This window comes from Vicinamibacterales bacterium, from assembly GCA_041659285.1.
Classification (GTDB): domain Bacteria; phylum Acidobacteriota; class Vicinamibacteria; order Vicinamibacterales; family UBA2999; genus 12-FULL-67-14b.
On record JBAZYO010000007.1, the window covers coordinates 198,647 to 224,563 of the forward strand.

The window sequence follows — 25,917 nt, forward strand, 5'->3', positions numbered from 1 at the left end:
ATTAGACACCGGTCTTTCAGGTTAGATCGGTGTTGAATCTGTGGCTGTCTCCGTTCGTTCTGTGGCCGACCTTCAGCGACAGCGCCGGCCGCGGCCGCAGAACGAAGACAGCCGCAGATTAGACGCAGATTAGACACCGATCTTTCAGGTTAGATCGGTGTTGAATCTGCGGCTGTCTTCGTTCCGTGGCCGCATGCGAATCGGCGGCGCGCCATCCTCGCGGCGGTGATCGTGGCCTAACGCGCGAAGCGGCGGAAGAAACTGTCGCCGTTCCACTGCGGCCGGGTCGGACGATTGGCCACGGCCTGCACCACCGCCAGGTAGACCTTCCCGAAGTCTTCGGCGGCCTGGCGGTTGATTGGCTGGGCGAGGTCGTCGCTGGGCGCGTGGTATCGCTCGGTGCGCCAGCGGCGCACCATCTCGTGCTCCGGCGAGTTCTTGACGAAGCCGACCTTCAGCGATAGCGCCGGCACGCCGGTCTTGATGAAGCTGTATTGATCGCTGCGGATGAACGCGTTGCGCTCCGGTTCCGGGTCCGACAGCACCTCGAGCGCCAGCGGCCGGGCGACGCGCTTGAGGTCTTCGGCCAGGTCCGATTCTTCCAGCCCCTGCACGACCAGGCTCTTCAGCGGGAACAGCGGCAGGAACATGTCGGTGTTGAGATTCGCCACGATCCTCCCGCCCTTCACCGACGGGCGATTGGCGAAGTAGCGCGAGCCGAGCAAGCCTTTCTCCTCGGCAGTCACGGCGGCAAACACCACCGAACGCTTCAATCCGCCCGCCGCCGCGGCCGACGCCGCGGTCTCGATCAGCGTCGCGATGCCGGACGCGTTGTCCATGGCGCCGTTGTAGATCCGATCGCCGCCAATCGGCTCGCCCACTCCGACGTGATCGAGGTGCGCCGACACGACGACGAGCTCACTGCGCAGGGCCGGATCGGCGCCGCGCAGGACGCCGATCACGTTGTCGGACTCGATCGTCATGGCGTCGATCGCCACCCGCACGCGCGCGGTGGCCGGGATCACGAAGCGCGGCAGCACCTTGCCGTCGTTCGACAGCGCGAGGATTTCCTTGAAGGTATGGCCTGAACCGGTGAAGAACCGCTCGGCGCGGGCCGGATTGATGGTCACCGCGGCCTGCTGGCCCAGGGTCTCGTCCAGCGCCGGATCGGCGATCGCCACCGACGGCATGAAGCGCGAGAGCTTCGAGCGGTCCCACGGGATGTCCTGGCCCTTGGGGTTCTGGATCGCGAACACGCCGATCGCACCCGCCTTCTTCAGGTACTCCCACCGCACCGACTGGTAGTGCGCGAGCAGCGGACCCGGGATGTTCGACGGCCCGCCGGTGAGCAGCAACACGATCCTGCCTTTGAGGTCGAGGCCGGCCAGGTCGTCGTGCTTCGACTCGGGCACCTGCAGGCCGTAGCCCGCGAACACGATGGGCGCGTCAACGCTGGGCGCCGGCTCGATGCGCATCGAGAAAGTGGCTTCTTCACCGAGCTCCACATTCTCAACCGTGCCACCCGGCCGCACCAGGGCCAGGCTTGACTTCGCCTCGACGATCCGCCGCGACCGGAATCGAATCGGCTGAAAATATCCGTCGGTGCCACCAGGCTCGAGGCCGGCCTTCTTGAACTCGGCAGCGATGTACTCGGCCGCCTTGCGATGCTCAGGGCTGCCGGTATCGCGGCCATTCATCGAATCGGACGCCAGGGCCACGACGTGCGACCACCACTTGGCCGCGGGTTCCTGCGCGGCGACCGGCAGGCTGACGAGGAGCACGAGCGCGAGCGATAACAGTCGAGACATGGCGGGTCGGTCCTTTGTCTGGTGTGAATCCGTGTCTAATCCGTGGCTGTCTCAGAAGCCCTTCCCAAAGTACCGGCTCAGGCCCTTGCCGATCGGCTGATCCTTGATTCTCCGCCACGCGCGAGTGCCGGCCACCACGCCGCGCCAGGTCCTGGCGTAGCGGGTCAGTATCAGCACGTCGTGTCCGAACACGCGGGACCGTCGTTGGAGATAGGCCTCGCTGGCGGTGCTCAGGCTTGCGGCGTAGGCGGACGCCCGCTCCCGGTTGTTGGTGAAGATGAACTTGTTCCCGGCAATCGCCACCGGCACCAGCGCGGCCTCGGGACGCGCCATCCACTGGCAGGTGCCCTCCGCCACGCCGGGCCACGACGGGTTGAAGAAATCGTCCAGGATGACCAGGCCCCCATCGCACAGCGTTTGTTCCGCCAGCGCGAGATCGTTGAAGGTCGTGCCCGTGGTGTGCCCGCCATCGACCGAGAACAGCCGCACCGGACCGCCGCCGGCGTCCAGGATGCGGGCGCGATCGAGGTTGACGGAATTCCCGGCCACCAGCCTGATGCGCGACTGATCGCAGCGATGTCGCGCCAGGTTGCGGAGGAGGATCGCGCGATCGCCACGGCCCGACGTGTCGACGTTCTCGTCCTGATGCTCGAACAGGTCCCACGCCACGCTGAGCTCCGGCGGCTCCGTCAGCAGGTGCAACAGGATGAACAACCGTCCGTGGTGCACGCCGATTTCAGACACCGGGCCGCCAATCCCGTGCCGCCGTTGCGCGCTCGACAGGGTGACCACGGCATGGATGGCAGTAGGATTCAGCCAGCCGTTGACCGTCTTGTGCCCGGATTGGACGTAGCGCAGCAGGGCGTCTTCGCGCATGCGCTACTCCCTGTAAATCTTGCCGTTCCTCATGACGAACTTCACGCTGCGCAGCGCGCGGATGTTGGCGGCCGGATCGCCGGTCACGGCGATCAGGTCCGCAAGGAGCCCGGCCTTCACGCGGCCGATGCGCTCGGCCTGGCGGAAGTAGGCCGCGTTGCCCGACGTCGCCGCCACGAGCGCGGCCGCCGGTGTCATCCCCCACTCCACCATCAGCTCGAGCTCGCGCACGTTATCGCCGTGGGCATAGACGCCGACGTCGCCGCCGAAGCACATCTTCACGCCGGCGGCGAGCGCCGCCTTGAAGGTCTCGCGCTTGCGGGTGATGCGGGCCGGCTCCGGGTCGACGCCCTTCTTCCAGCCGGCGTACTGCGAGGTCGCATCCCCGGCGGCAATGGTCGGGCAATACGCCACGTTCTTCTCGACCATCAGCTTCCACACCTCGGGCGTGCCGTCATCGCCGTGCTCGATGGTCTCGACGCCGCCGAGAATGGCGCGGCGCATGCCTTCCGGGGTTGACGAATGAGCCACCACGGGCCGGCCGCTGCTGTTGGCGGCCTCGACAATGCGCTGGATCTCACCAAGGGTGAACCCAGGCCGCGCCTCGCCGTTGGGGCCCCAGCGGTAGTCCGCGTAGATCTTGATCAGATCCACGCCATGCGCGATCTGCCCGCGGGCGACGCGGACCACGCCGTCGAGCCCATCGGCCTCTTCCGCGCCCTGCGGCACGGTGACTTCCGGGGCGAAGCCCTTGGGGGCGTAGCTGCCGGTCACCACCATCGCCGGGCCGGCCACGAGCATGCGCGGACCGGGAACAATGCCTTCGTTGATCGCCTGACGCAGGCCGACATCGGCGTAGGCGGCGCCTTCGCTGCCGAGGTCGCGAACGGTGGTGACGCCGGCCATCAGCGTGGCCAGCGCGTGATTGACACCGCGCGCCACGCGCAGCGCCAGCGGCTCCCGCAGCACCTGGTCGTTCCACGTCGTCTCGTTGTAGGGATGCAGCAGCAGGTGCGAGTGACCTTCGATCAGGCCGGGCATGAGGGTCGTGCCCGGCAACGCGATGGTCCGCGCCCCGCCGGGAGCATTGGTCGAGGCAGGCGGCCCGGCGGCGATGATGCGCTCGCCGCGCACCACCACCACCCACCCGGCATGCATCGTCTCGCCGTCAAAGACGCGGTCGGGCTGGAGGACGAAGGCGGGAAGGTCGGCCTGTGCGGCGACGACGGCCGGTGAGGCCAGCAGGACGGCGGAAAGCAGGAGCGCGCGCATGGAGCGAAGTATACTGCCCGCCCGTCGGCGGGCGGGCAGCGGTGGGCTAGTTCTGCCCCTTGTAGGGTGACGGCGGCATCGCTCCCGTGCGGAGTGAGCCGGCCTTCTTCCACGCGTCGTATCGCTTGCGCAGCGTCTTCACCGGGTTGCCGCTCTCGCCTTTCACCGTGCTGTCGTCAGTGACGCTGAGGTAAGCGGAGTACTGCCCGTCATTGTGCGTCGCGCCGGCCACGTCGCCTTTCTCGGCGATCGCGATGTAGGCGACATGCGCGGTCTTGTTGTCGCACGGCACAAAATCGAGCACGCTCACGCCGCAGTTGCAGCGGTGGTCGCCACCGTTGGCATCCGCTGCCTCCATGGCGGCCATCACCCGGTCGGCCATGGTGCCCGTCGCACGCGTGAACGCCAACGCCGCCTGGTGCACCACGGCGTCACCAAGCAAAGTGTTGCCCTGCACCTGGTAATGGATGTCACCGACCCGGCCGCCAAAATACAATGACGACACCGAGTTGTTGGCGCCGTTGAATCCCGCCCGGTTGTTCTGCGGGGTGATCTGCTTGCCATCCGGGATTGCCAGGATGCCGAACTGCCGGCGCTCCATCTGGTCCTCCGGCTTGCGCCCGGCTTCATGCTGCTTGAGGAGTTCGAGAATCTTCGTGGGCGGCGTGCCCTTCTTGAGCTCGGCGTAGACCAGCATCTGGTTCTCGCGCGTGTTGTCGGCCCCGGCCTGGCAGGCCGCCACCCCGACGCCGGGGACGATCACCGCCTGCACGTCCATCAGGTCTCGCGACGGGTTGGGCTTGCGCTGGGGGAACCCCTGCTGCCGCACGCACGTCGCCGAGGCGATGATGACCTGGCCGGTCTTCGCGTCAACCGCGATCACCGACCAGGTGGCAAAGGCCGGGGCGTGAGCCGCCAGCGTGAAGACCAGAGCGAGGAGGATGCGGTTCATCTGTGGACTCATTTCCCTTAGAAGCGATAGCGGCCGCTGATGCGGAATACCCGAGCCGCGGGAATCGGGTTGGCCGAGGCGGCGTCGATACCCCCGGTTGACAGCGGCTTGTTGTAGTTCGGGCCGTTGGTGGTCACGCGCCGCAGCACCACACTGGAGTTGAACAGGTTGAACACGTCGAACATCGCCTCGAACGAGTGTCCTTGCCGGATGCCGATGCTCTTCGACAGCCGCAGGTCCGAGAGCCTGACCCAGTCGTAGCGTCCCGCGTGACCCTCAACCGTGACATCGACGAGAGCGTTGAGCGCGTTCCGCACTTGAACAACGCGGTTGAAGTACTCGCCCTGCTGGGCGGTGAAGGTCGAGGACGCCAGCATCTTCCAAGGCAGATTGACCGTGCCGCTGAGGCGGACACCTTGGTAAGTCTCAGGCAATTCCCAAGTGCCAGTCGTGCCGGCCAAGACGACTCCGTACTTAGCCTCGTTCGGATTGCGCGGCGCAATGTTCTTCAGGTCACGCCTGTCGATCTGATACGACGCCAGCAGCGACCAACCGTTGGTGTGGCTCTTGCTGAACGTGGTTTCGAACGCGGTGAAGCGGTCGTCGCCTTCGCCCGGTGCGGCGTTGGTGAACAGCGACTGCACCTGCCCGAACCTGGGGTACGACCGCGGCACCGACCACACCTGCACCGTGCCGTCGTCGGCCGTGCCGGCGACGTTATCCCGGCCGGGGTCGATTCCGGTCGCCATGTCGGTGAACGCCTCGAAGGGCAGCGCCACGTTGAGCTCCTTGCTGCCGCGATAGTCGCCCTTGCGGACCACGTTGAAGCGCACCGACATGTCGCGGCCGAAGCCGAGATCGACGCCGCCGGTGTATTCATCGAGGTACTCGCCCTTGAGGGAAGGGTCGAGGCGGCTGTCGCGGCCCTGACCGGTCACGCCCGTCAGGTTGGCCGTCACCGGCGTGTACGGAATGCTGCCGTCCCATCGGGTGTAGGTCGAGATCAGCGTCGAGGCCGGGTTCACCGAGTTCGCCACCGGCCCGGACGCCGCGTTGACGCCGGAGCCGTTGGCCGCGTAGCGGCCGTAGCTGGCCTTGATCGCGACGCGGCCCGAGCCGGTGACGTCGTAGACCATCGACAGCCGGGGTGACCAGGCGTTATAGGTCGGGAAACTCTTGTTCTCCGGATACACCCTGGCGGTGGCGAACGGTCCGGTGCCGGGGTTGCCCTGCTCGGGCAGCCACGACGAATACCGATCGAACCGGACGCCGGCGTTGAGCGTCAACCGGCGCGTCAGATTGACACTGTCATTGGCGTACCACGAGTTGTAGCGAATGCCGGCGTTGGTGTTGTTGGGATACTCGAAGACCTGCACGGAGTCGGGGCGCAAGAAGAAGTCGCTGTCGCCAGGCAGGCTCCGATAACGGTAGATCTGCTGGTTCGGGTAGCCGTAGTTCTCGACGTAGTTCGTGCTGCTGTACCCGAGCACCCCCGATTTGATTTCGTGGTTCATGTTGCCAATGGTGCGGTACCACGCCCAGGTGCCGTTCCATCCCCACCTCACCGGTTCACGTTTTAGCTCCAGGAACGCGCCGCGGGTGTGCGTGGTCGTGAGATCCGTGCGCCTGACGTCGTCGGTCCAGGCATAGTCGGGCCACCAGTAGCCGGAACGATTGAAGCTGGCGTCGAACGTCATGCTCTGGCTCATGATGCGCGTGAACTTCAGGGCCGGTCCGATCTGGGTCCAGGCGACCTGGTTCTGCGTGGCTTCCGAGGGCAGGAAGGTGCTGGCATTCCGGTACGGCTGCCACTTGCGATTGATCTGCTCGGTCAGCTCCAGCTTGTTGTTCTTGGACAACTGGTAGGTCAGCTTCAGCGTGGGGTTGTCGAGGCGCGTGAAGAACTCCACCTGCTCTTTCGTCTTCTCCGACACGAAGCCGGGAATCAACAGGCCGGAGTAGTTGTAGCCATAGGCGGCGTAGAACCACAGCTTGTCGCGCATGATCGGCCCGCCGAGGTCAAGACTGACGTCGTTGTAGCGGGTGAACTTGTTGTTGCCCGGGTCGAATCCCTGCTGACGCAGCGAAGCGGTGACGTTGTTGCCCTGGAACGCGCCGTCCTGCCAGGCCAGCAGGTAGGCGCCGCTGAACCTGTTGCTGCCCGACTTGACCACGAAGCTGAGCGTGGCGCCGGGGCTCTGGGACTCGGCGCCCTTGGCGGCACCCGACACCTGCACCTGATCGTAGGTGTTGTAGTCACCGAAGAACTGGTCCCAGACCACGCCGTCGAACTTGATCAGCTCGCCGCCGGTGCGGCCGTACGAGCGCGCGCCGGTGGTGGTGGAGCCACCGACGGTGTTGCCGCCGACGTCGAACTGCGTGGGTGAGAGGCCGGGAACCAGCCGGGCCAGGCCGCGAATGCCACGGCCGTAGGGCAGGTTCTCCATCTGCTCCTCGCTCCAGTTGACACCGACCGTCGTCGACTGCAGGTCGATGGTGGGCGTCGAGCTGGTGACGATGATCGACTCGGCCAGGGTCTCGAGCTGAAGCGGACCGTTCACCGTCGCGGTGGCGCCCGCGTTCACGGCGACGCCGTCTACGGTCAGCACGCGGAAGCTGGGCAGCTGGAACTTCACCTGGTAAGTCCCGGGCGGCAACTGACCAAAGCGGAAGGTCCCGAGCGCGTCGGTGACCGCCTGCCGCGGCCCGCCGATCATCGCCGGGCTCGAGATGCTGACGTCAACACCCGGAAGCAGTCCGCCGCTGGTGTCGAGCGCCCGCCCGGTGAGCGTACCGGTGGTTGACTGCGACGCGGCTGGCAGCGCCGCGAGCAAAATGGTGCCTGCCGTCACGACAAGTCTGAACGCTTTCAAGATCATCGCTATCCCCTCCCCGAACCTGGCGCCACCCGATCAGGCGCGCAGGATAGCAGAGAACCCGGGAGCCGCCTGCACGGTGATGACGGGCGAACACAGGCCCGATATACTGCCCGCCCCTGCCATGGACGCCGCTGACCTCTCGCCCATCCCCGATGCACAGCGCACGCAACCGGCGTTCGACCTCTTCCTGATCTTCGCGGCGGCCAACGTCGTGGCCACCACGCTGCAGACCGGCGCGGTGCTCGCGACTCGCTACGGCGACAACGACGCCATGCTGCTGGTGGTGTCGGGCGCGGTGTTCGGGTCACTGCTGGTCGCGCTACTGGCACCGGTCGGTTCGCGCTTCGGCGTGCCGTCGATGATCGCCGCACGCGCACCGCTTGGGTTCCGTGGGGCACAGGTGGTGTCAGGGCTGCTCTACCTCACCAACTTCGCCTGGATCGCCGTCAACAACACCATTGCCGCCTCGGTCTGCGCGCAGATCCTGGGCGGACCGGCGAGTGCGCGCCTCTGGGCTGCCGCGCTGGGCGTGGCCGCCACCGTGATCGTGGCGCGAGGGCCTCGCGCGGTCGGCCAGGCCGACCGCATCGCCGTGCCGCTCATGGCCATGGCCGGCGCCATGTTGACCTATGCCGCCTTCACCATGACGCCTGCCGCGGCGATCGCGAGCGCAGAGCCTGCCCCGCCGCTGCTGTGGGGCCTCGACGTGGTGCTCGGCTACCAGGTGTCGTGGCTGCTGATGTTCGCGGACTACTCGCGCTACACGCGGTCGGCGCGGGCTGGCGCCACCGCCGTGTTCGCGGGGCTGGCGGTGCCGGCACTCTGGCTCATGCCGGTCGGCTGGAACCTCGCGCGCATCGCCGGCAGCGACGATCCGGGGACCATGCTCGCGGCCGCGGGTCTTGGCTGGTGGACGGCCCTGCTGATCGCGCTGGCCACGGTATCCACCAACTTCGTGAACATCTACCTGTCGTCGCTGGCCTGGCGCACGCTGTCGCCGAAGTCCACGGGCAAGGGGTCGGTGTGGGTGATCGGATTGATCGGCACGGCGCTCGGCCTGGTTTCATCCGGCTGGCTGACGCGGTTCGCGGACCTGATGGTGCTGCTCGGGTCGGTGCTCGTCCCCGTGGGCGGCGTCTTCCTCGCCCACTTCGTGGTCTTGAGGTCGAAAGTGGACGTGGCGGCGGTCTACCAGACCGCCGTCATGCCCGCGTTCAACATCGCCGGCGTGGCGGCCTGGATACTCGGGTTCGCCGCCTACAAGCTCGCCGCGCCGATCGGCGCCACGCTGCCGGCGCTGGCCACCTCGATGATCGCCTACGTCGTGATCAGAAGATTCCAGCGCGCTTGAGCCGCGCCGTCGGGTTGAACGACGCGATGATGTCGAAGCGGTGCTTGAGAGGGATGGGGAACGAGGTGTTGAACGCCTCGCCCTGGAACCACCCCAGCGAGAACTCGGGCGTCACCGCGTAGGTGCCGATCGAGTACCAGCGCGTGCCGATTTCGTAGCGGTCGCCGTTGTACGGACCGCCAACGGGGGCATACAGACGATCGACGGACATCACGCCGGCGGTAACCTGGAGCTTCTTCCATCGCAGGTCGGCCGACGCGTTGAATCCCTTACCGGTCTGGTCTGACACGCGTTCGTAGGCCTCGAGCTTGACCAGCGTGAGCACCTTCACCGACGCCGGCATCTTGAAGTTGACGCCCTGCCGCAGGATGTCGCGGCCGGCCTCGCGGGTGTAGTCCACCGAGGCGGCGGCGCGGCTCCCGAGACTGAAACCGACCAGCGCCTGGCCGTAGTTGTATTCCGACATCCGATCAAGGCGCTTGAAGACGTTGACCTCCCGGAAGTCGCCGAAATAACCGGCCGTCGCCGACAACTGCGTGATGTGGCCCTTCGGCGGCCTCACGGTGACGCGCTCGCCGACGATGTAGGTGTCGCTGTCGTAGGTGATGTGCTCGGCCATCTCGCCGCGATTGAGGAAGAGGCCGCCGGCCTGGAACTCGAGGCCCTTCACCGGCTCGGCCGACAGGAACAGCTGCTTGACATTGAACGGATGCGCGAAATTACCGAGGCCGACGCCCGTGTTGTTCCAGCTGGATGGAAACGTCGCGCCGGTCGAGGCCAGCGCCGCCACGTGGTAGCGCCCGGCCTTGTCGAACAGGAAGCGGCCGCGCAGCTGCGTCTGCCACTGCAGCGAGCTCGAGGTCACGCGGCCGGCGCTGTTTTCGTACCAGCGGAAGCGGGACGCCAGGCTGATCTGCTGCACGTCGAGCCAGCGCCGGATGGGCGGCGCGGGCGACGCCGGCGGCTTGGCCGCCTGCTGCGTGCTGAGCCCGGCTTGAGCCGGAACATTCCCTTGGGCCCGGGCCGGCGTGGGATGGAAGCAGGCCAGCAGGGCAACGGCGACGAGTGTGTGTCTAATCACTGAAGATATAGTGCCTGAAGCCGCCCCGGCGCGGGTTACGCGAGTGTTACATTTGCTACAACGGCGTAAACAATGCAGACCACCGACACTCCTCGACGCCTGATCGTGGGCATCACCGGGGCCAGCGGCTCCATTTTCGGCGTGCGGCTGCTCGAAATGCTCCAGGGCTCCGGCATCGAGACGCATCTCGTGATGAGCCGTTGGGGCGCCCGCACGCTCGTACTGGAAACCAGCTACACGCCGGAGCAGGTGAATGCGCTCGCCAACGTCGTGCATCCGCCCACCGACCAGGGCGCGTCGATTTCGAGCGGCTCGTTCGTGACCATGGGCATGGTGATCGCACCGTGCAGCGTCCGCACCCTCGCCGCCATCGCGCATGGCCTCGGCGACCACCTCATCCACCGCGCCGCCGACGTCGTGCTCAAGGAGCGCCGCCGGCTGGTGCTCGCCGTGCGCGAGGCGCCGCTCAGCGAGATCCATCTCGAGAACATGCTCAAGCTGTCGCGCATGGGCGTGGTGATCTCGCCGCCCGTGCCGGCGTTCTACGCGAAGCCCGCGACCATCGACGAGATGGTCAACTACACCGTCATTCGCCTGCTCGATCAGCTTGGGATTCACGTGGATACAAAGCGCTGGGCCGGACTGGGCGGCAGCGAATAGTCCCGCTATACTCTTTCTCAATTACCCGTCTTCGTCCCTGCAGAGGTTGACCCCATGAAGTACTTGAAACTTGCCCGCGCGATCAGCGCCATTGCCCTGTCGGCCCTGGTCTTCTCGTCCGGCTCGACACCGAAGGTCGATGCCCAGGGCGAGCCCAATCAGCTGGTCCCGCTCAACGCCTACAAGGACCTCAAGTGGCGCAGTGTCGGCGCCACCCGCGGCGGGCGCGTCACGGCCTATTCCGGCGTGCGGCAGCAGCCCTACACCTTTTACTTCGGCGGCGTCGGCGGCGGCGTCTGGAAGACCGAGGATGCGGGCATCACGTGGGTGCCGGTGAGCGACGGGCAGATCGCAACCGGGTCGATTGGATCGATCGACGTGGCGCCCTCGAATCCCAATCACGTGTGGGTGGGCACCGGCAGCGCCGCCATCCGCTCCAACGTGATCATCGGCCGCGGCGTCTATAAGTCCACCGACGCCGGCAAGAAGTGGGAGTTCATGGGCCTGAAAGACTCCGGCCAGATCGGCGGCATCAAGGTGCACCCGTTCAACACCAATACGGTGTGGCTGGCGGCGCTCGGCTCGCCGTTCGGGCCCAACGACGAACGCGGCATCTTCAAGACCACCGATGGCGGCAAGACCTGGAAGAAGACGCTGTTCGTGAACAACGAGACCGGCGGCCGCGACCTCGAGGTGGATTGGGAGAACCCCGACATCCTCTACGCGGCGATGTACAAGGGCTTCCGCAAGGGCTGGGACATCATCAGCGGCGGACCGGCCAGCGAAGGCGGCATCTACAAGTCCAGTGACGGCGGCGAGACCTGGAAGCACATCACCAACGGCCTGCCCAAGGACCTGATCGGCAAGATCGACATCGAGATCGCCCGCAGCAACCCGCGGGTGCTCTACGCGATGGTCGAGGCGCCCGGCAACCAGGGCGGCCTCTACCGCTCGAACGACGCCGGTGAGACGTGGGCGCTGGTCAACAGCAGCCAGCGGCTGCGGGCGCGGCCGTTTTACTTCCACTACGTGAACGTCAACCCGAAGAACGAGAACGAGGTCTACGTCAACGAGCTCGGGTTCCACAAGTCCACCGACGGCGGCAAGACCTTCGCCTCGATCGAGACGCCGCACGGCGACAACCACGGCGTGTGGCTCAACCCCGACAACCCGCAGATCATGCTGCAGGTGAACGACGGCGGCGCCAACGTCACGCTCAACGGCGGCAAGAGCTGGTCGTCGATCCTCAACCAGCCGACGGCTGAGTACTACATGGTGGCGGTGGACGAGCAGTACCCCTACCGCCTCTATATGCCGCAGCAGGACAACTCCACGCTGATCATCCCGAGCATTCCGCCGGTGTCGTGGGGCTTCGAACATCCGGCCCAGGGCTGGATTCAGGCCTCGGGTTGCGAGACCGGCCAGATCTGGCCGAAGCCGGACGGCAAGGTGGTGTGGGGCGCCTGCAAGGGCGAAGTCGGCCGCTACAACACGGTGACCGGGCAGGAGAAGCATTACTGGGTCTACCCGCAGAACCGCTACGGCCACGATCCGGATGACATCAAGTTCCGCTTCCCGCGCCAGACCGTCGTCTACGTGTCGCCCCACGATTCGCGGGTGATCTACCAGGCATCGCACGTGCTGCACCGCTCGATCGACGAGGGCGTGACGTGGGACGTCATCAGCCCCGACCTCACGGCCAAGGAGCCGCAGTATCAGATCGTCTCGGGCAACCCGATCACGCGCGACGTGACCGGTGAAGAGGTCTACTCGACGATCTATTCGATGATCGAGTCGCGCCTCGAGAAGGGCGTGATCTGGGTCGGCGCCAACGACGGCCCGGTGAGCGTGACCCGCGACAACGGCAAGACCTGGAAGAACGTGACGCCGAAGGAGCTGGTCGGCGCGCGCATCCAGACCGTGGAAGATTCACCCTTCGTCAAAGGTCGCGCCTACATCGCCGCCTACCGCTTCATGCGCGAGCACGACCTCAAGCCCTACATCTATCGCACCGACAACTACGGCGAGTCGTGGACGCTGCTCACCGACGGCACCAACGGCATCCCGATCGATCACCCGACGCGCGTGGTCCGCGAGGACCCGAAGCAGGCCGGCCTGCTCTACGCCGGCACCGAGTTCGGCTTCTTCGTGTCGTTCAACGGCGGCAGAAACTGGCAGCCGCTGCAGCAGAACCTGCCGGCGACGCCGGTCACCGACATCAAGGTGCACCGTAACGATCTGGTGATCTCGACCATGGGCCGCTCGGCCTACATCATGGACAACATCACGCCGCTGCAGCAGTTGGCGGCGCTCGCCAACGCGGCGCCTGGCGCGACCGGCGGCCACGACGGCGGCGTGTTTGTAGCGTCCGGCTTTAGCCGGACCGACTTGGAACAGGCGGCGCGAGCATCCCTGCCGGCGGTGGCCCTCTTCCAGCCGCGCGAGGTCACGCGCTTCCGCAACGGCACGGCCCCGGCATCGCCGAACGAGCCGGAGTACCCGATGACCGGCGCGCAGTTCGACCTCTACTTCGCCAACGCGCCGGGCGCCGATACCAAGCTCGAGGTTCTCGATGCCAAGGGCGGTGCCCTCAAGACCTGGAATGTGCTGGCGCCGCGCAGCGCCGGTTCGGAGATCGCCGGCGGCGGTGGCGGCGGGTTCCGCTTCCGCGGCGGCAGCACGGCCGGCATCCGCGCCGAGGCGGGCATGCAGCGCATCACGTGGGATCTCCGCTACGCGGGCCCCTGGGCGCCGAACGCGCCCGAAGGCGGCCCCGGCGGACCGATGGTCCCTCCCGGCAAGTACAGCGTCCGCCTGACGGCCGGCGGCCAGGCCATCACCCGCACGTTCGACTTGAAGTCCGACCCGCGCGTGGCCGGCGACGGCGTCACCGACGGCGACATTGCCGAGCAGGTGAAGTTCCAGCTGCAGGTGCGCGACGCGGTCAGCGACGCGCGCAAGCTGCAGCAGGGCATCGAACAGGCCATGCAGAAGGCCGGCCTCAAGCCCCAGCTCAGCGCGGCGGCGCCCGGGGCGACGGTGGCCGGCACCAAGTACGAGAACGAGCTGCAGGCCCTCTACGCCAAGGTCGTCGATACGCCCGGCATCTACACGCAGGGCATGCTGATCTCGCAGCTGAACAACGTGCAGCGCATGATCACGCAGGCGGACCAGAAGGTCGGCAAGGATGCCTACGACCGCTACGCGGATCTCGTCAAGGAATTGGCCGCGCTCGAGGCGCAGCTCAAGAAGCTCGGCGGGTCGTAACATTTGGTGATTTGGTGATTTGGTGATCGCGTGATTTGGGTTCCAAATCGCAACATCACCAAATCACCAGATCGCGAGATCAGAGTTCGCAATGTGTGATTTCGGTCAGCCCCACTCGCATGCGAAGGACTTCGGCTTTCTCGTTGACGCGCCGGAGATTCGCGCGCTCGTCGATGAAACCAGGCTCCTGACCGGCCAGATCCCCGACACGGCCGCGCGCGTCGAGGCGCTGCGGCCGGCGTTCGGCAGGCTGCTCGCCGCCGATGGCTGGCTGCCGAAGGCCTACGGCGAGCCTGACCTCAAGAGCGGCATGGGCAGCGGCATCGGCCAGTACGCCCTCTATCGCGCCGAAGACGGATCGCTCTGCTTGTTCTCGCTCGTCATCCCCGCGGGCGCTGAAACGCCCATTCACGATCACCTTGCCTGGGGCCTGATCGGCGTCTATCGCGGCATGCAGTCAGAAACCGTGTATCGCCGGCTGGACGACGGGCACGACGAGTCGAAGGCGAGCCTGGAGATTGCGCGCAAGCAGACGGTGAAGCGCGGGGAGTTCTACACGCTGCTGCCGCCGCTGGACGACATCCACTACGTGAAGACCGTCTCGAGGGCTCCGTCGGTCTCGATCCACCTCTTGGCGAACGACACAGCGTGCGTCACACGTCACCGGTTCGATGCCGCGGCTGGAACGGTGACGGCGTTCAGGTCGGGATATAGCAACGCAAGGTGCACGAACTAGGATTTCGCGATTTTGTGAGTTGGAGATTTGGAGATTTGGAGATTTGGCAGTCGCGGGTCTGCAGCTCGTGTGGTCGGTTTTCCAAAACGGGAAGTGCCGCTGTGAGTTCTTCAAATCTGATCACCATCTCGACATTCCGCTCCACCGCAGATGCTCAGATAGCCAAGGGCATTCTGGATGAGGTGGGAATCGACTCCATGATTAGCGCTGACAATGCGGGCGGAATGTACCCGGCGCTCAGTGGAGCCGAGCTCCTGGTGAGATCGGAGGATGTCGACAAGGCCCGCGACGCGCTTCATCGACGCGATCGCCGGGCACACTGACCGGCTACCGCGCGAGGTCACCAAATCGCGAGATCACCAAATCACCAAATCACAAGATCACAAGATCAGTATTGCGGAACGTGACACTGGCGGCAGCGCGCTCGCTCCGGATGCGTCGTCCGGATCTCCACTCTCGACGCAGGACCCGCGTGGCAGGTCAGGCAGTTCTCCCGTAATTGCAGCGTATGCGGAATGGTCGGCGGCGCACCGGGTGTGGCGCGGCCACCCTTCCACGGCCCCTGCGGCAGGCCGCTGAACCGCGACGCCACCATCACCGCTGACGTCACTGTCGGCGCATGACACTGCCGGCAACGCCTGAACAACCCCGCCGCGGCGGCACTCCCATGGGGCGACGCCGGCGCCACGCCAATGCCCGCGATCTCGCTGCCGCCATCATCGTGACAGGTCGAGCACTCGCCAATCAGCGCGTGCGGAATCACCGGCGGCGCGCCGTCGTAGGCGCGGCCGGCGGCCCGCACCTCGATCGACCGCGCCACGGCCGCCGGGGCCGCATCCCGGCAGCCCGCCAGCAGCGTCACCGACAGCAGCGCGAGAGCACCGGCACGCAACATCTGTGTCATCTGTGTCATCTGCGGCCCTGCCAGATCTGCGTCATCTGTGTCATCTGCGGCCCTGGTAAATCCGCATCATCTGCGGCCTACGCGCGCTCGATGCGAATCGCGCATTTCTTGTAGTCCGGCTGCTTGCTGATGTTGTCCATCGCGTCGAGGGTGACCAGGTTGATCAGCTTCGCCTCGTCGAAGAACGGCACGAACACGCTGCCCCGCGGCGGACGCCCGCGGCCGTCAACCTCGACCACCAGTTCGAGGCTGCCGCGGCGACTGACAATCTTCACGCGATCGCCCTTCTTGAGGCTCATCTCTTCCGCGTCGGCGCGGTTCATCTCGAGGTAGGCCGCCGGCACCGCCTGGTGCAGCTGCGGGATGCGCCGGGTCATCGATCCGGTGTGCCAGTGCTCGAGCACGCGACCGGTGGTCAGCCAGAACGGGAACTCCTTGTCGGGCGACTCGGCCGGCGGATGGTACGGTCGCAGCCAGAACGCCGCCTTCTCGCCGTAGCCGACGGCCTTGTAGAAATGGGCGCCCGTGGCTTTCTTGACGTAGGGGTCGTAGCCGGCGGTATAGCGGTAGAACGTTTCCTTGCCGTTGACGACCGGCCACACCATGCCGCGCGTCTCGCGCAGCTGCGCGTAGCTGGCGAGGTCCTTGCCGTGGCCGAGGCCGAAGGACCGGTACTCCTCGAACATCGGCTCGTGCCAGGCGTCGGCGGGCCACGGGAACAGGTTCCCCATGCCCATCCGTTTGGCCACTTCGATGATCGCCCACGCGTCTTCGCGCGCTTCGCCCGGCGGATCGACCATCTTGTCCCAGTGCTGGGTGCGGCGCTCGGTGTTGCCGAACATGCCCTCGCGCTCGACCCACGCCGCGGCGGGCAGGATCAGGTCGGCCATGGCCGTGGTCGGCGTCGGGTAGATGTCGCTGACGACGATGAACTTGCCGTCGTTCGGCGTGCGATCGAAGCGTGAGCGGTTCGGCAGCGTGACCCAGGGATTGGTGGTCTGGATCCACATCGCCTTGATCTCGCCGCGCTTGAGGGCGCGGAACATGTCTACCGCGTGGTGCCCGGGCTTCGACGGAATGGTGCCCGGCGGCAGCTTCCAGATGTGCTCGGCCTCGGCGCGATGCGCGGGGTTGGTCACCACCATGTCGGCCGGCAACCGGTTGAAGCTGGTGCCCACCTCGCGAGCGGTGCCGCACGCGCTCGGCTGCCCGGTCAGGCTCAGCGGGTTCGCCCCCGGCCGGCAGATCTTCCCGGTGATCAAGTGCAGGTCGGTGATCAGGTTGTTCATCCAGGTGCCGCGCGTGTGCTGGTTCACGCCCATGCACCACAGGCTGACGGTGCCGCGCGGCAGGTCGCCGTAGATGGCGGCCAGGGCGTGGATCTGCTCGACCGGCACGCCGGTGATCTCGCTGACCTTCGCCGGCGTGTAGTCCCGCAGGAAGGTGGACAACTCGTCGAGCGAGCTCGGCCTGGCCTCGTCCTCGAAGGTGTAGCGCTCGGCCTGCTCGTCGAAACAGCCGTAGCCGATCTTCTTCACATCCTCGATGCCACGGCGGAACACGAGGTTCTCGTCGATGAAGGCCTTGTTGATGCGGCCCTGTGCCACCAGCAGGTGCAGGATGCCGTTGGCCAGCGCCAGGTCGGTGCCCGGTTTGAACAGCACGTGCAGGTCGGCGTAGTCGGTGGTTGGCGTCCGCCTGGTGGCGATGTCGACGATGCGGGTGGCGGGCTTGAGGCGCTTGGTCTCGAGGATGCGGCTGAAGAGCACCGGGTGCATCTCCGCCATGTTGTTGCCCCACAGCACGAAGTCGTCGCCGCGATCGAGGTCCTGGTAGCAGCCCATCGGCTCGTCGCTCTGGAACTGCGTCATGAACCCCGACACCGCGCTCGCCATGCACAACCGCGCGTTGGGCTCGAGGTTGTTGCTGCGCAGGCCGGCCTTCACCCACTTGAGCGCGGCGTAGCCATCGAACACGGTCCACTGCCCCGACCCATACATGGCCACCGCCTCGGGCCCGTGCTGCGCGAGGGCGTCCTTGAACTTGCTCGCGATCAGGTCGAGCGCCTCATCCCAGGAGATGCGGCTGAACGAGCCATCGGCGTTGCGTTTCTGCGGGTACAGAAGCCGGTCTTCGCCGTAGAGCAGGCCCGGCAGGTGATACCCCTTGACGCACAGCAGGCCGCGATTGACCGGGCTCGCCTCGTCGCCACGCACGGCGACGACCCGGCCCTGCTCGACGCCAACCATCACGCCGCAGCCCGTGCCACAGAAGCGGCACGGCGCCTTCGACCACGTCACCGACGCGCGGTCGATGGGATTGGCGTTGGCCATCAGCCGCTCCGCCTCATCGCGGTCGGCGCATGAATAGGCGGCCACGGCCGGCACGGCGACGCCGGCCATTTTCAGGAAAGTGCGCCGTTTGATTTTGGTCATCGCGTGGGTCCGTAGCGCCGCTGCATTTCCTTGGTGATCTCGTCAGCCTGCTGCTCGGCGCCCTTGAGCAGCCACTGGTGCTCGGGCCGGCGCAGGATCTCGTCGATCACGGCATCGGCGGCGCGCGCGCCCTGCGCGCGACCGCCGCGCGACGCCGCGGCGGTGATGGCGCGGGCCTCGGGAATCAGCTTCATGTAGAAGCGCTCGGCCACCTCGAACATGCCGTGCCACTGGGTGTAGTCGGGCGCCATCATCGACGCGCCCATGCGCGCGCGGCGGCCCTCGTGGTGCCAGAGGTAATACCAGGTCCATTCGATCTGCTCGTCGTACTGCGTCTTGGTGAGCAGCCCGTTCGCGGTCAGCGCCGACATGATCGCCTGGCCCGGCTTGGCGAACTTCTCGTTGAAGTTAATCACCACGTCGTCGTACTGGCGGTAGAACAGGTTGACGTAGTCCGGCGTGTGGCAGGCGGAGCACACCTGCTTCATCCGGTTGCGCTTGGCCTCCGAGGTATCGGCAATCGCGGCCCGGCGCTTCTCCGGATCGGTTTCGGTCACCACCGCGTGGTTGGCGTCGGTGTCCATGACCAGGCTCACCGTCGGCCGGTTGGTCCAGGAGATGCGCTCGCCGGGGTCGTGCGTGACCTTCATCCCGTTCCGCATGTTCGCGCCCATGTGGCACGTGGCGCAGGTCGGTGCGGCGCTGTAGTCCCGCCCCAACACCCAGGGCTTCGCGTCGAGGTTCATCAGGTCGATCTGGTCCCGGAACGCCACGCCGTGCTTCGACTCGTCGTAGATCTCCTTCTGCGGATGGTCGGGCCCGAGGTGGCACTTGCCGCAGTTCTCGGGCTGGCGCGCGCGCCGGGCCGAGAAGTCGTGACGGCTGTGGCAGGCGGCGCACGAGCCGAGCGAGCCATCGAGGTTGATGCGGCCAATCCCGGTGTTGGGCCAGCTGGTGCTGCTCAGCAGCGGCTTGCCGCTCTCGTTGCGGACGATGCGGCCGACGGCATCGAGGTTGGTGGGCTGGCCCTTGTCGTCGGGCTTGAGGTCGCGCACGGTGACCACGCCGCCGTCGTTGGCCTGGAACCCGACCAGCGACCCGTGGCACTGCTGGCACCCCGAGTTGGCGGGCGCCATGCCGTTGACCACGTTGACGGCCCTGCCCGGCGTCGGCGAGTGCGGGTTGAACGGCACGCGCGATCCCGCCACGGTTTCGGCCAGGAAGTTGTCGAGCGAGGCGAGGATGTTGCCGGCCTTCGAGTGGTGGCTCACCGCGAACTCCGCCGACTCGGTGGGATGGCAGCGCGCGCAGTCTCGCGGCGTCACGATCGTCGCGATCTGCTGGCCGTAGTGCGAGAACGCGTCGGCGTCCCTGGCCTCGGCCTTGTGGCAGTCGACGCACGCCACGCCCTTGCCGGCGTGGATCGAGCCCTTCCAGTGATCGACGATGCCGGTCGAGACCTGGGTGTGGCAGTCAACGCATTGCCTGGAGGCCGCCGGCACGCTGGCGGCGGTGCCGCCCCGGCGGCCGGACTCCTCGTGGCGCCGCCGCGACACCTCCAGCCACTGCACCGCGACCAGCGACAGCAGGAACAGGAATCCCAGGCCGCCAATCACCCAGCGTTTTTGATCGAGTGTCATGTCCAGTTATCCCTAATGCGCGACGAGTGCTTCCCACATCGTGAAGCCCATGATCGTCAAGGCACCCACTACACCTAGCCACACGCTGATATCCGCGTACTTGAACTTGCGGACCAGCCAGTCATCGATGAACGGCCACAGGAACATGACGAAGACAATCAGTCCCTGCGTGAGCACCGCGGTCATTCCCGTGAACAGCTTGAGCCAGCGGAACGCCACGTAGAAGAACCATTCCGGCTTGATCACGTCCGGCGTGACCAGCGGGTCGGCGCGCGGCCCCATGCCGACCGGCAGCAGGGTGGCCAGCGCGCTCAGCAGGATCATCAGCGTCAGGCCGATGATCATCTCGGTGTAGAAATGGCTGGGGAAGAAGTTGAAATGACGCACGGGCGCGTCGCCCTCGCCCTCGAACCTGAGCTGCGTGACACCGAGCAGCCGCACCAGGCCGATGTGCATCATCAGCACGAGGATCAGCAGCACCGGCAGCACGGCGCCGTGCAGGATGAAGAACCGCGACAGCGTGCGGTCGTTGTAGATCTCCCCGCCCAGCAGCGCCTGCTTCATGAACGGCCCGGCGATCGGCACCGTGTCGCTGATGTTGGCCGCCACCGTCGCGCCCCAATAGCTCAACTGCTCGAACACCAGGCTGTAGCCGGTGAAGCCGAGCATCAGCGTGCACACCAGCAGCGTCATGCCGATCATCCAGTTCAGCTCGCGCGGCCGGCGGTAGGCGCCGGTGAAGAAGACGCGCATCTGGTGCATCACGACCGCGGCGATCATCAACGTGGCGCCCCACTTGTGCAGGCCGCGGAGGTACCAGCCAAACGACGCGTCTTCGGTGATGTAGCGAATCGACTCGTACGCCGTCGTCGGCGCCGGCTGGTAGTAGAACGCCAGCAGGATGCCCGTGACAATCTGGATCACGAACAGGTACGCGGGCGTGCCGCCGAGCGCGAACCACCACCGCTTCAGGTGGTACGGCACCGGCTCGTTCGACATCGCGGCCACGGCCTCGAGCGAAACCGGCACCCGTTCGGCGATCCACTCTTCCCGGGTGCTCATGCCGGCGCCTCCGGCCCCGCGGGGCCGCGCCCCTTCTTCAGGCACGCCAGGCAGGGATCGTGTCCGGGCCCTTGCGGCGTCGCGAGGTGGACGATTCCAGCTTGCCGGGGGACCGATAACTGCTCCGTCGGCACGTCGATGTAGAGCAGGCCATTCTGCACGGCCAGCGAATACCGCGGCAGCGACTGACCGGCGTCGCCCGGCGGTCCGCCGGTGCCCTTGCCGGACGGATCGAAGGTGCCGCCATGGCACGGGCAATAGTAGCGATTGTTCTGCGCTTCCCAGCCTACCTGGCAACCGAGATGCGGGCAGGTGCTGGAGAGCGCCACGAAATCGCCGGCGCGGCCGGTGCTCTCGCGCCGCGTGATGTTCACCGTGCGGCCGTCGGGGGTGCGAAACAACAGGGTGCCGCCGACGGCGATGTCGTCGATGCCGGCGACGAACAGCTGCGTCATCTGCCCGGTGCGGGCGGGCAGCATGAAGCGGGCGCCGATCCACGCAAACAGACCGTAGCCGCCGACCAGGCCCGCGACCATCGTCACGGTGGAGGCAAACGTCCGGCGACCCGGCAGTTCGGGCGGGTCGACGTGAACGTGGTGAGACGCTGGTTGGTCAGCCATGGCGTGCCCTAGAAGGGAGAGAACCCCAGTGACGGAAAGCGCGCCATCGTGTGGAGATGGTAGAGGGGCGGCCCGTAGACGATGAGGATCAACACCGCCGCCACGGCCGTCCACAGGCCCAGGCGATCCCAGATCGACGGCCCGGGTTCGGGCGGCGACATCGGCTCGGCGTACTCGATGGGCGCCATCTCCCCGCGTGGCGACACCAGCATGGTCATCAGGATCGTGCCGACGTAACACATCGCCGACACGAACAGGATCACGCCGCCGATCGCCGAGAGGTTCGTGAACGGAATCCAGGACTGCGCGGCGGCGACATCCTGGTACTCGCCGGTATAGACGCGCCGCGGCATCCCCATCAACCCGACGATGTGGTTGGGAATGCTGAAGAACTGCATGCCGACGAACCACAGGTAGGGCTGCACCATCGCGACCCGCGGCCAGACGATGGCACGCCCGGTGAGGCGCGGCAGCACCCAGTAGGTGAAGCCCATGAACGTCAGCGCCACCGCGGTGCCGACAGTGAGGTGAAAGTGCCCCTGGATCCACGCGGTGTTGTGGACCATCGCGTTCATCGCGTAGGCGGCGTTGATGGCGCCGCCGAAGCCGCCCAGGGCGAACGTCACCATCGACAGGGCCACGCTCGCGAAGAACGGGTCGCGCCACGGCAACCGCGGGATCCAGCCGAACAGCCCGGTGCCGCCGCGCGCCCGGCCGGCGTTTTCGAGCGAGGCGATTACCGTGAAGGCGGTAATGAGGCTCGGGAACATGATCGCGTAGGTCGTGAAGGTGTGGACCAGCTTCCAGCCGCTGGCGATGCCGGGGTCGGTGAACTGGTGATGCAACCCGACCGGCGTCGAGAACAGGATGAACTGCACGAAGACCACGCGCGTGAGGGCGTCGCTGAACAGTTTGCCCCCCGCCACGCGCGGAATCACCGTGTACCACAGCACGTAGGCGGGCAGCAGCCAGAAGTAAGTCAAGGGATGCCCGAACCACCAGAAGTAGGTCCGCGCGATGATCGGATCGATCCGCGGGACCAGCCCGAACGACCATGGCAGGATCAGGACCAGGACTTCGACCGCCAAGCCGGTGGTGGCCAGGATCCAGATGATGACCGTGGTCATCATGCCGTGCATGGGCAGCGGCACGGGGGCGCCGGGGTTCGCCTTCCGCCAGGCGCGGAAGCTCCCGATCATCACGCCGCACCAGACCCATGACCCCACCACCAGCAGCGTGGCGCCGACGTAGAACGCGGGATGCGCAAGCAGCGGTGGATAGAAGGTGTAGAGCACGGTGCTCGTGCCCGACAGGATGGCCAGCGTCGTGATCACCGTGCCGACCAGCGCCGCCCAGAAGCCCGCCCAGGCCCAGGCCATGCCCACCACGCGCCCAAGTGTCGTCTCGGCCACCAGGTAGCCGATCGCCATGATGAAGAACGTCGTGAAGACCAGCGCCTCCAGCACGCCGTGGGCCGTGACCGACAGGTAATACATGCGGGCGGACCCAAACGGCACCTGTACGCCCGTCCGCGACACCGCCTGCATCACCGCCATCATCGCGCCCAGGGCGAAAGCGGTGATCGCCACCCAGAGGTTCGACAGCACCAGCCGCGTGGCGGGCGTCATGGCGCGCCCTCCACGATGACCTTGCCCTGCATCAAGTGGTGGGCGAGGCCGCAATACTCATTGCAGACCACGAGATACTCGCCGGGCCGCGCAAACGTGGTCGTCACTTCGCTGACGTAGCCGGGCGCGACGGTCAGGTTGACGTTGGTGCCGACAATCATGAACCCGTGCAGGACGTCGGGACTGGTGATGCGGAAGGTCACGGGCGTGCCGGCCGGCACGCGGATCACTTCGGGACGGAACACATAGAACTCCGCGCGCATCACGACCGTGACCCCGCCGTCGGGACCGACCGTCACGCCGGGGGTCGCGAACTCGCCGGCCGCGCTGAGCGTGTCGGGATTCACGGTTTCAACGTGACTGGGGGGATGCGCCGAGCCCGACACGGCGGTCAGGACGATAGCGCCGAGGAACAGCGCCAGCATGCCGGAGGCGGCCCACATCCAGTAGCGCTCGTATCGGTCAACGTGCATCGGCCACGGCCTTCAATGCGTGCCTCGCGGCACGAACAACCCGAAAAACATGAGGAGCCAGCCCAGCACTACCAGCGCCCCGAACACGGCCACGATGACCACCGTGCCCCGCGGGCCCGCATCACCTGAAGGTTCGTCGCCAGTACTCATCTGCAGCCCACGTTGTGACACACGTCCATCCACGATTCAATAGGTGATTTGTAATGCCCTCCATTGGATCGAGTACGCAATTCCTGCTCTCTTGCGCCCTGCTCTGGACGATGGCATCGTCGTCGTCATGGGAGGACGAGTCATGAGCGAACGACCCTCTGTGTTTGGGCAGTTGCCGGGTGACGGCGACATCCTGACCACCAGCGAATACCTGCAGACGGCGGAGACGCTCCGCGTGCAGGAGTTGATCTACGGCACGGTGCACCTGGCGGAATCGCCGTCGCCGCGCCACCAGGATCTGTTGCTGGAAATCGCGGTGCTGCTGCGCGTCTTCGTCGGCCAGCACCGGCTCGGCTCGATCTGGATCGCGCCGCTGGACGTCATCCTCGATCCCAGCCGCGCGCTGGTTGCCCAGCCCGACCTGTTCTTCATCTCGAACAAGCGGCGCGAGATCATCACCGACCGGATCTGGGGCGCGCCCGACCTGGTGCTGGAGGTGATGTCGCCGAATCCTCGGATCGGCGACCTGCAGCAACGCGTGGAGTGGTTCTGCGAGTACGGCGTACGCGAATGCTGGCTCGTGCACCAGCTCACGCGCGAGATCGAGGTGCTGCAACTGGCCAACGGCGGGGTCCGGTCGCGGCAGACTTATCGGGGCGTCGAGCGAATTGAATCCACGGTGCTGCCCTTCTTCGGCATTTCCCCGGAGGTGCTCACCGGCTGGTGAACCGGCTATGATGGAGAGGCGTGCCCAAGAAGCTTTATAACAACATTCTCGAGACCATCGGCGACACGCCGATGGTCCGCCTCAACCGCATTCCGAAAGGGATTGTCGCCGCCGATGTCTACGCCAAGATCGAGACGGTGAACCCCGGCAACTCGATCAAGGACCGCATGGCGGTCAAGATGATCGAAGACGCCGAGAAGGCGGGCAAGCTGAAGCCCGGCGGCACCATCATCGAAGGCACCTCCGGCAACACCGGCATGGGCCTGGCCATTGCCGCGGTCATCAAGGGCTACAAGTGCGTGTTCACCACCACCGACAAGCAGTCGAAGGAAAAGGTGGATGCGCTGCGGGCGTTCGGCGCCGAGGTGATTGTCTGCCCCACCGACGTCGATCCGGAAGACCCGCGGTCGTACTACTCGGTGTCGTCGCGGCTCGAGCGCGACACGCCCAACTCGTGGAAGGCCAACCAGTACGACAACCCGTCGAACGCGCAGGCCCACTACGAGCAGACCGGCCCCGAGATCTGGGATCAGACCGGCGGCGAGATCGATCACCTGGTGGTCGGCGTCGGCACCGGCGGCACCATTTGCGGCACCGCCAGGTTCCTGAAAGAGCAGAAGCCGTCGGTGAAGGCCTGGGGCATCGACACCTACGGGTCGGTGTTCAAGAAGTACAAGGAGACCGGCGTCTTCGACAAGAACGAGATCTACCCGTACATCACCGAAGGCATCGGCGAAGACTTCCTGCCCAAGAACGTGGACTTCAGCCTGATCGATCACTTCGAGAAGGTGACCGACCGCGACGCCGCGATCATGACCGGCCGCATCGCGCGCGAGGAAGGGATCTTCGCCGGCAACTCGGCGGGATCGGCGATGGCCGGCCTGCTGCAGCTGGCCGATCGGTTCAAGCCGGGCGAAACCGTGGTCGTGATCTTCCACGACCACGGCACGCGCTATCTCGGGAAGATGTACAACCCCGACTGGATGCGCGAAAAGGGCTTCATCGACCGCAAGGGCCTGACCGCGCGCGACCTCGTCGCCAACCGGCAGAAGGCGCCGCTGACGACCGTCGATCGCAACGACACCGTCGAGAAGGCCGCGCACATCCTGACCGAGCACGCCTACTCGCAGTTGCCCGTCACCGCGGACGGGCGCCTCGTCGGGTCGGTGAACGAGGGCTACCTGTATTCGGCGATCGTCAAGAACCCGGACGTCCTGCACGGCCGGGTGGAGACGATCATGCAGCCGGCCATTCCCTTCGCCGACATCTCGACGAGCGTGGACGCGCTGGCGGCAATGCTCACGCCGGAGAGCCCAGCGGTGCTGGTGAGGGACTTCAAGCTCGACGCGACCTACATCATCACGCGCTGGGACATCATCAAGGCGTTGGCGTAGGA

20 protein-coding genes are annotated in these 25,917 nt (G+C 66.3%); 6 read left to right on the forward strand and 14 right to left on the reverse strand.

Features of this window, described 5'->3' with window-relative positions; translation table 11 throughout:
* Nucleotides 1-236: 236 nt before the first annotated feature.
* Genes WC815_13475 through WC815_13495 form a run of 5 tightly spaced genes read right to left on the reverse strand, consistent with a single transcriptional unit; the run spans nt 237 to nt 7,760 of the window.
* Entirely contained in the window at nt 237-1,808 is a 1,572-nt protein-coding gene (locus WC815_13475; protein ID MFA5909783.1) for a M28 family metallopeptidase, read from the reverse strand.
* 51 nt (nt 1,809-1,859) lie between these two features.
* Nucleotides 1,860-2,684, reverse strand: coding sequence for a class I SAM-dependent methyltransferase (locus tag WC815_13480; protein ID MFA5909784.1), 825 nt, complete (start codon nt 2,682-2,684; stop codon nt 1,860-1,862).
* A gap of 3 nt (nt 2,685-2,687) precedes the next feature.
* A complete protein-coding gene (locus WC815_13485; GenBank protein ID MFA5909785.1) occupies nt 2,688-3,956 on the reverse strand; it encodes an amidohydrolase family protein in 1,269 nt (422 codons plus the stop codon).
* 46 nt (nt 3,957-4,002) lie between these two features.
* Entirely contained in the window at nt 4,003-4,908 is a 906-nt protein-coding gene (locus WC815_13490; protein ID MFA5909786.1) for a DUF1028 domain-containing protein, read from the reverse strand.
* 17 nt (nt 4,909-4,925) lie between these two features.
* Nucleotides 4,926-7,760, reverse strand: coding sequence for a TonB-dependent receptor (locus WC815_13495; GenBank protein MFA5909787.1), 2,835 nt, complete (start codon nt 7,758-7,760; stop codon nt 4,926-4,928).
* Nucleotides 7,761-7,908: 148 nt separating this feature from the next.
* Here WC815_13495 and WC815_13500 point away from each other — a divergent pair, with 148 nt between their 5' ends.
* Nucleotides 7,909-9,138 carry a cytosine permease gene (locus WC815_13500; protein ID MFA5909788.1) on the forward strand — a complete coding sequence of 410 codons (1,230 nt, stop codon included), beginning with the start codon at nt 7,909-7,911 and terminating at the stop codon, nt 9,136-9,138.
* Here WC815_13500 and WC815_13505 read toward each other — a convergent pair.
* Nucleotides 9,116-10,219: a hypothetical protein gene (locus WC815_13505; protein MFA5909789.1), complete on the reverse strand. Its 1,104-nt coding sequence runs from the start codon at nt 10,217-10,219 to the stop codon at nt 9,116-9,118. The two genes, WC815_13500 and WC815_13505, sit on opposite strands and share 23 nt — an antisense overlap.
* 72 nt (nt 10,220-10,291) lie before the next feature.
* Between WC815_13505 and WC815_13510 the strand changes: the two genes are divergently transcribed.
* From WC815_13510 to WC815_13520, 3 genes are all read left to right on the forward strand, one after another.
* Nucleotides 10,292-10,879: a UbiX family flavin prenyltransferase gene (locus WC815_13510; GenBank protein MFA5909790.1), complete on the forward strand. Its 588-nt coding sequence runs from the start codon at nt 10,292-10,294 to the stop codon at nt 10,877-10,879.
* A gap of 54 nt (nt 10,880-10,933) precedes the next feature.
* Entirely contained in the window at nt 10,934-14,146 is a 3,213-nt protein-coding gene (locus WC815_13515; GenBank protein MFA5909791.1) for a hypothetical protein, read from the forward strand.
* A gap of 91 nt (nt 14,147-14,237) precedes the next feature.
* Nucleotides 14,238-14,882, forward strand: coding sequence for a hypothetical protein (locus WC815_13520; protein MFA5909792.1), 645 nt, complete (start codon nt 14,238-14,240; stop codon nt 14,880-14,882).
* Nucleotides 14,883-15,270: 388 nt separating this feature from the next.
* Here the strand turns inward: WC815_13520 and WC815_13525 are convergent, their stop codons facing one another.
* The 8 genes from WC815_13525 to WC815_13560 all read right to left on the reverse strand — a co-directional run bounded on the left by WC815_13525 (nt 15,271) and on the right by WC815_13560 (nt 23,794).
* Nucleotides 15,271-15,795 carry a hypothetical protein gene (locus WC815_13525; protein ID MFA5909793.1) on the reverse strand — a complete coding sequence of 175 codons (525 nt, stop codon included), beginning with the start codon at nt 15,793-15,795 and terminating at the stop codon, nt 15,271-15,273.
* Nucleotides 15,796-15,863: 68 nt separating this feature from the next.
* The gene (locus WC815_13530; GenBank protein MFA5909794.1) at nt 15,864-18,221 is read right to left on the reverse strand and encodes a molybdopterin-dependent oxidoreductase; all 2,358 of its coding nucleotides are present in this window, start codon (nt 18,219-18,221) and stop codon (nt 15,864-15,866) included.
* Nucleotides 18,218-19,861: a multiheme c-type cytochrome gene (locus WC815_13535; GenBank protein MFA5909795.1), complete on the reverse strand. Its 1,644-nt coding sequence runs from the start codon at nt 19,859-19,861 to the stop codon at nt 18,218-18,220. The genes WC815_13530 and WC815_13535 overlap by 4 nt, the downstream gene beginning before the upstream one ends.
* A gap of 12 nt (nt 19,862-19,873) precedes the next feature.
* Complete coding sequence (locus tag WC815_13540; GenBank protein ID MFA5909796.1) at nt 19,874-20,923, reverse strand: cytochrome bc complex cytochrome b subunit; 1,050 nt, start codon at nt 20,921-20,923, stop codon at nt 19,874-19,876.
* The gene (locus WC815_13545; protein MFA5909797.1) at nt 20,920-21,543 is read right to left on the reverse strand and encodes a Rieske (2Fe-2S) protein; all 624 of its coding nucleotides are present in this window, start codon (nt 21,541-21,543) and stop codon (nt 20,920-20,922) included. The genes WC815_13540 and WC815_13545 overlap by 4 nt, the downstream gene beginning before the upstream one ends.
* A gap of 8 nt (nt 21,544-21,551) precedes the next feature.
* Nucleotides 21,552-23,171 carry a cbb3-type cytochrome c oxidase subunit I gene (locus tag WC815_13550; GenBank protein MFA5909798.1) on the reverse strand — a complete coding sequence of 540 codons (1,620 nt, stop codon included), beginning with the start codon at nt 23,169-23,171 and terminating at the stop codon, nt 21,552-21,554.
* Entirely contained in the window at nt 23,168-23,644 is a 477-nt protein-coding gene (locus WC815_13555) for a cytochrome c oxidase subunit II (GenBank protein ID MFA5909799.1), read from the reverse strand. The genes WC815_13550 and WC815_13555 overlap by 4 nt, the downstream gene beginning before the upstream one ends.
* 12 nt (nt 23,645-23,656) lie before the next feature.
* On the reverse strand, nt 23,657-23,794 hold the full coding sequence (locus WC815_13560) for a hypothetical protein (GenBank protein MFA5909800.1): 138 nt from the start codon (nt 23,792-23,794) through the stop codon (nt 23,657-23,659).
* 142 nt (nt 23,795-23,936) lie between these two features.
* Here WC815_13560 and WC815_13565 point away from each other — a divergent pair, with 142 nt between their 5' ends.
* Nucleotides 23,937-24,521: a Uma2 family endonuclease gene (locus WC815_13565; protein ID MFA5909801.1), complete on the forward strand. Its 585-nt coding sequence runs from the start codon at nt 23,937-23,939 to the stop codon at nt 24,519-24,521.
* A 20-nt stretch (nt 24,522-24,541) separates the two neighbouring features.
* A complete protein-coding gene (locus WC815_13570) occupies nt 24,542-25,915 on the forward strand; it encodes a pyridoxal-phosphate dependent enzyme (protein ID MFA5909802.1) in 1,374 nt (457 codons plus the stop codon).
* Nucleotides 25,916-25,917: the final 2 nt, after the last annotated feature.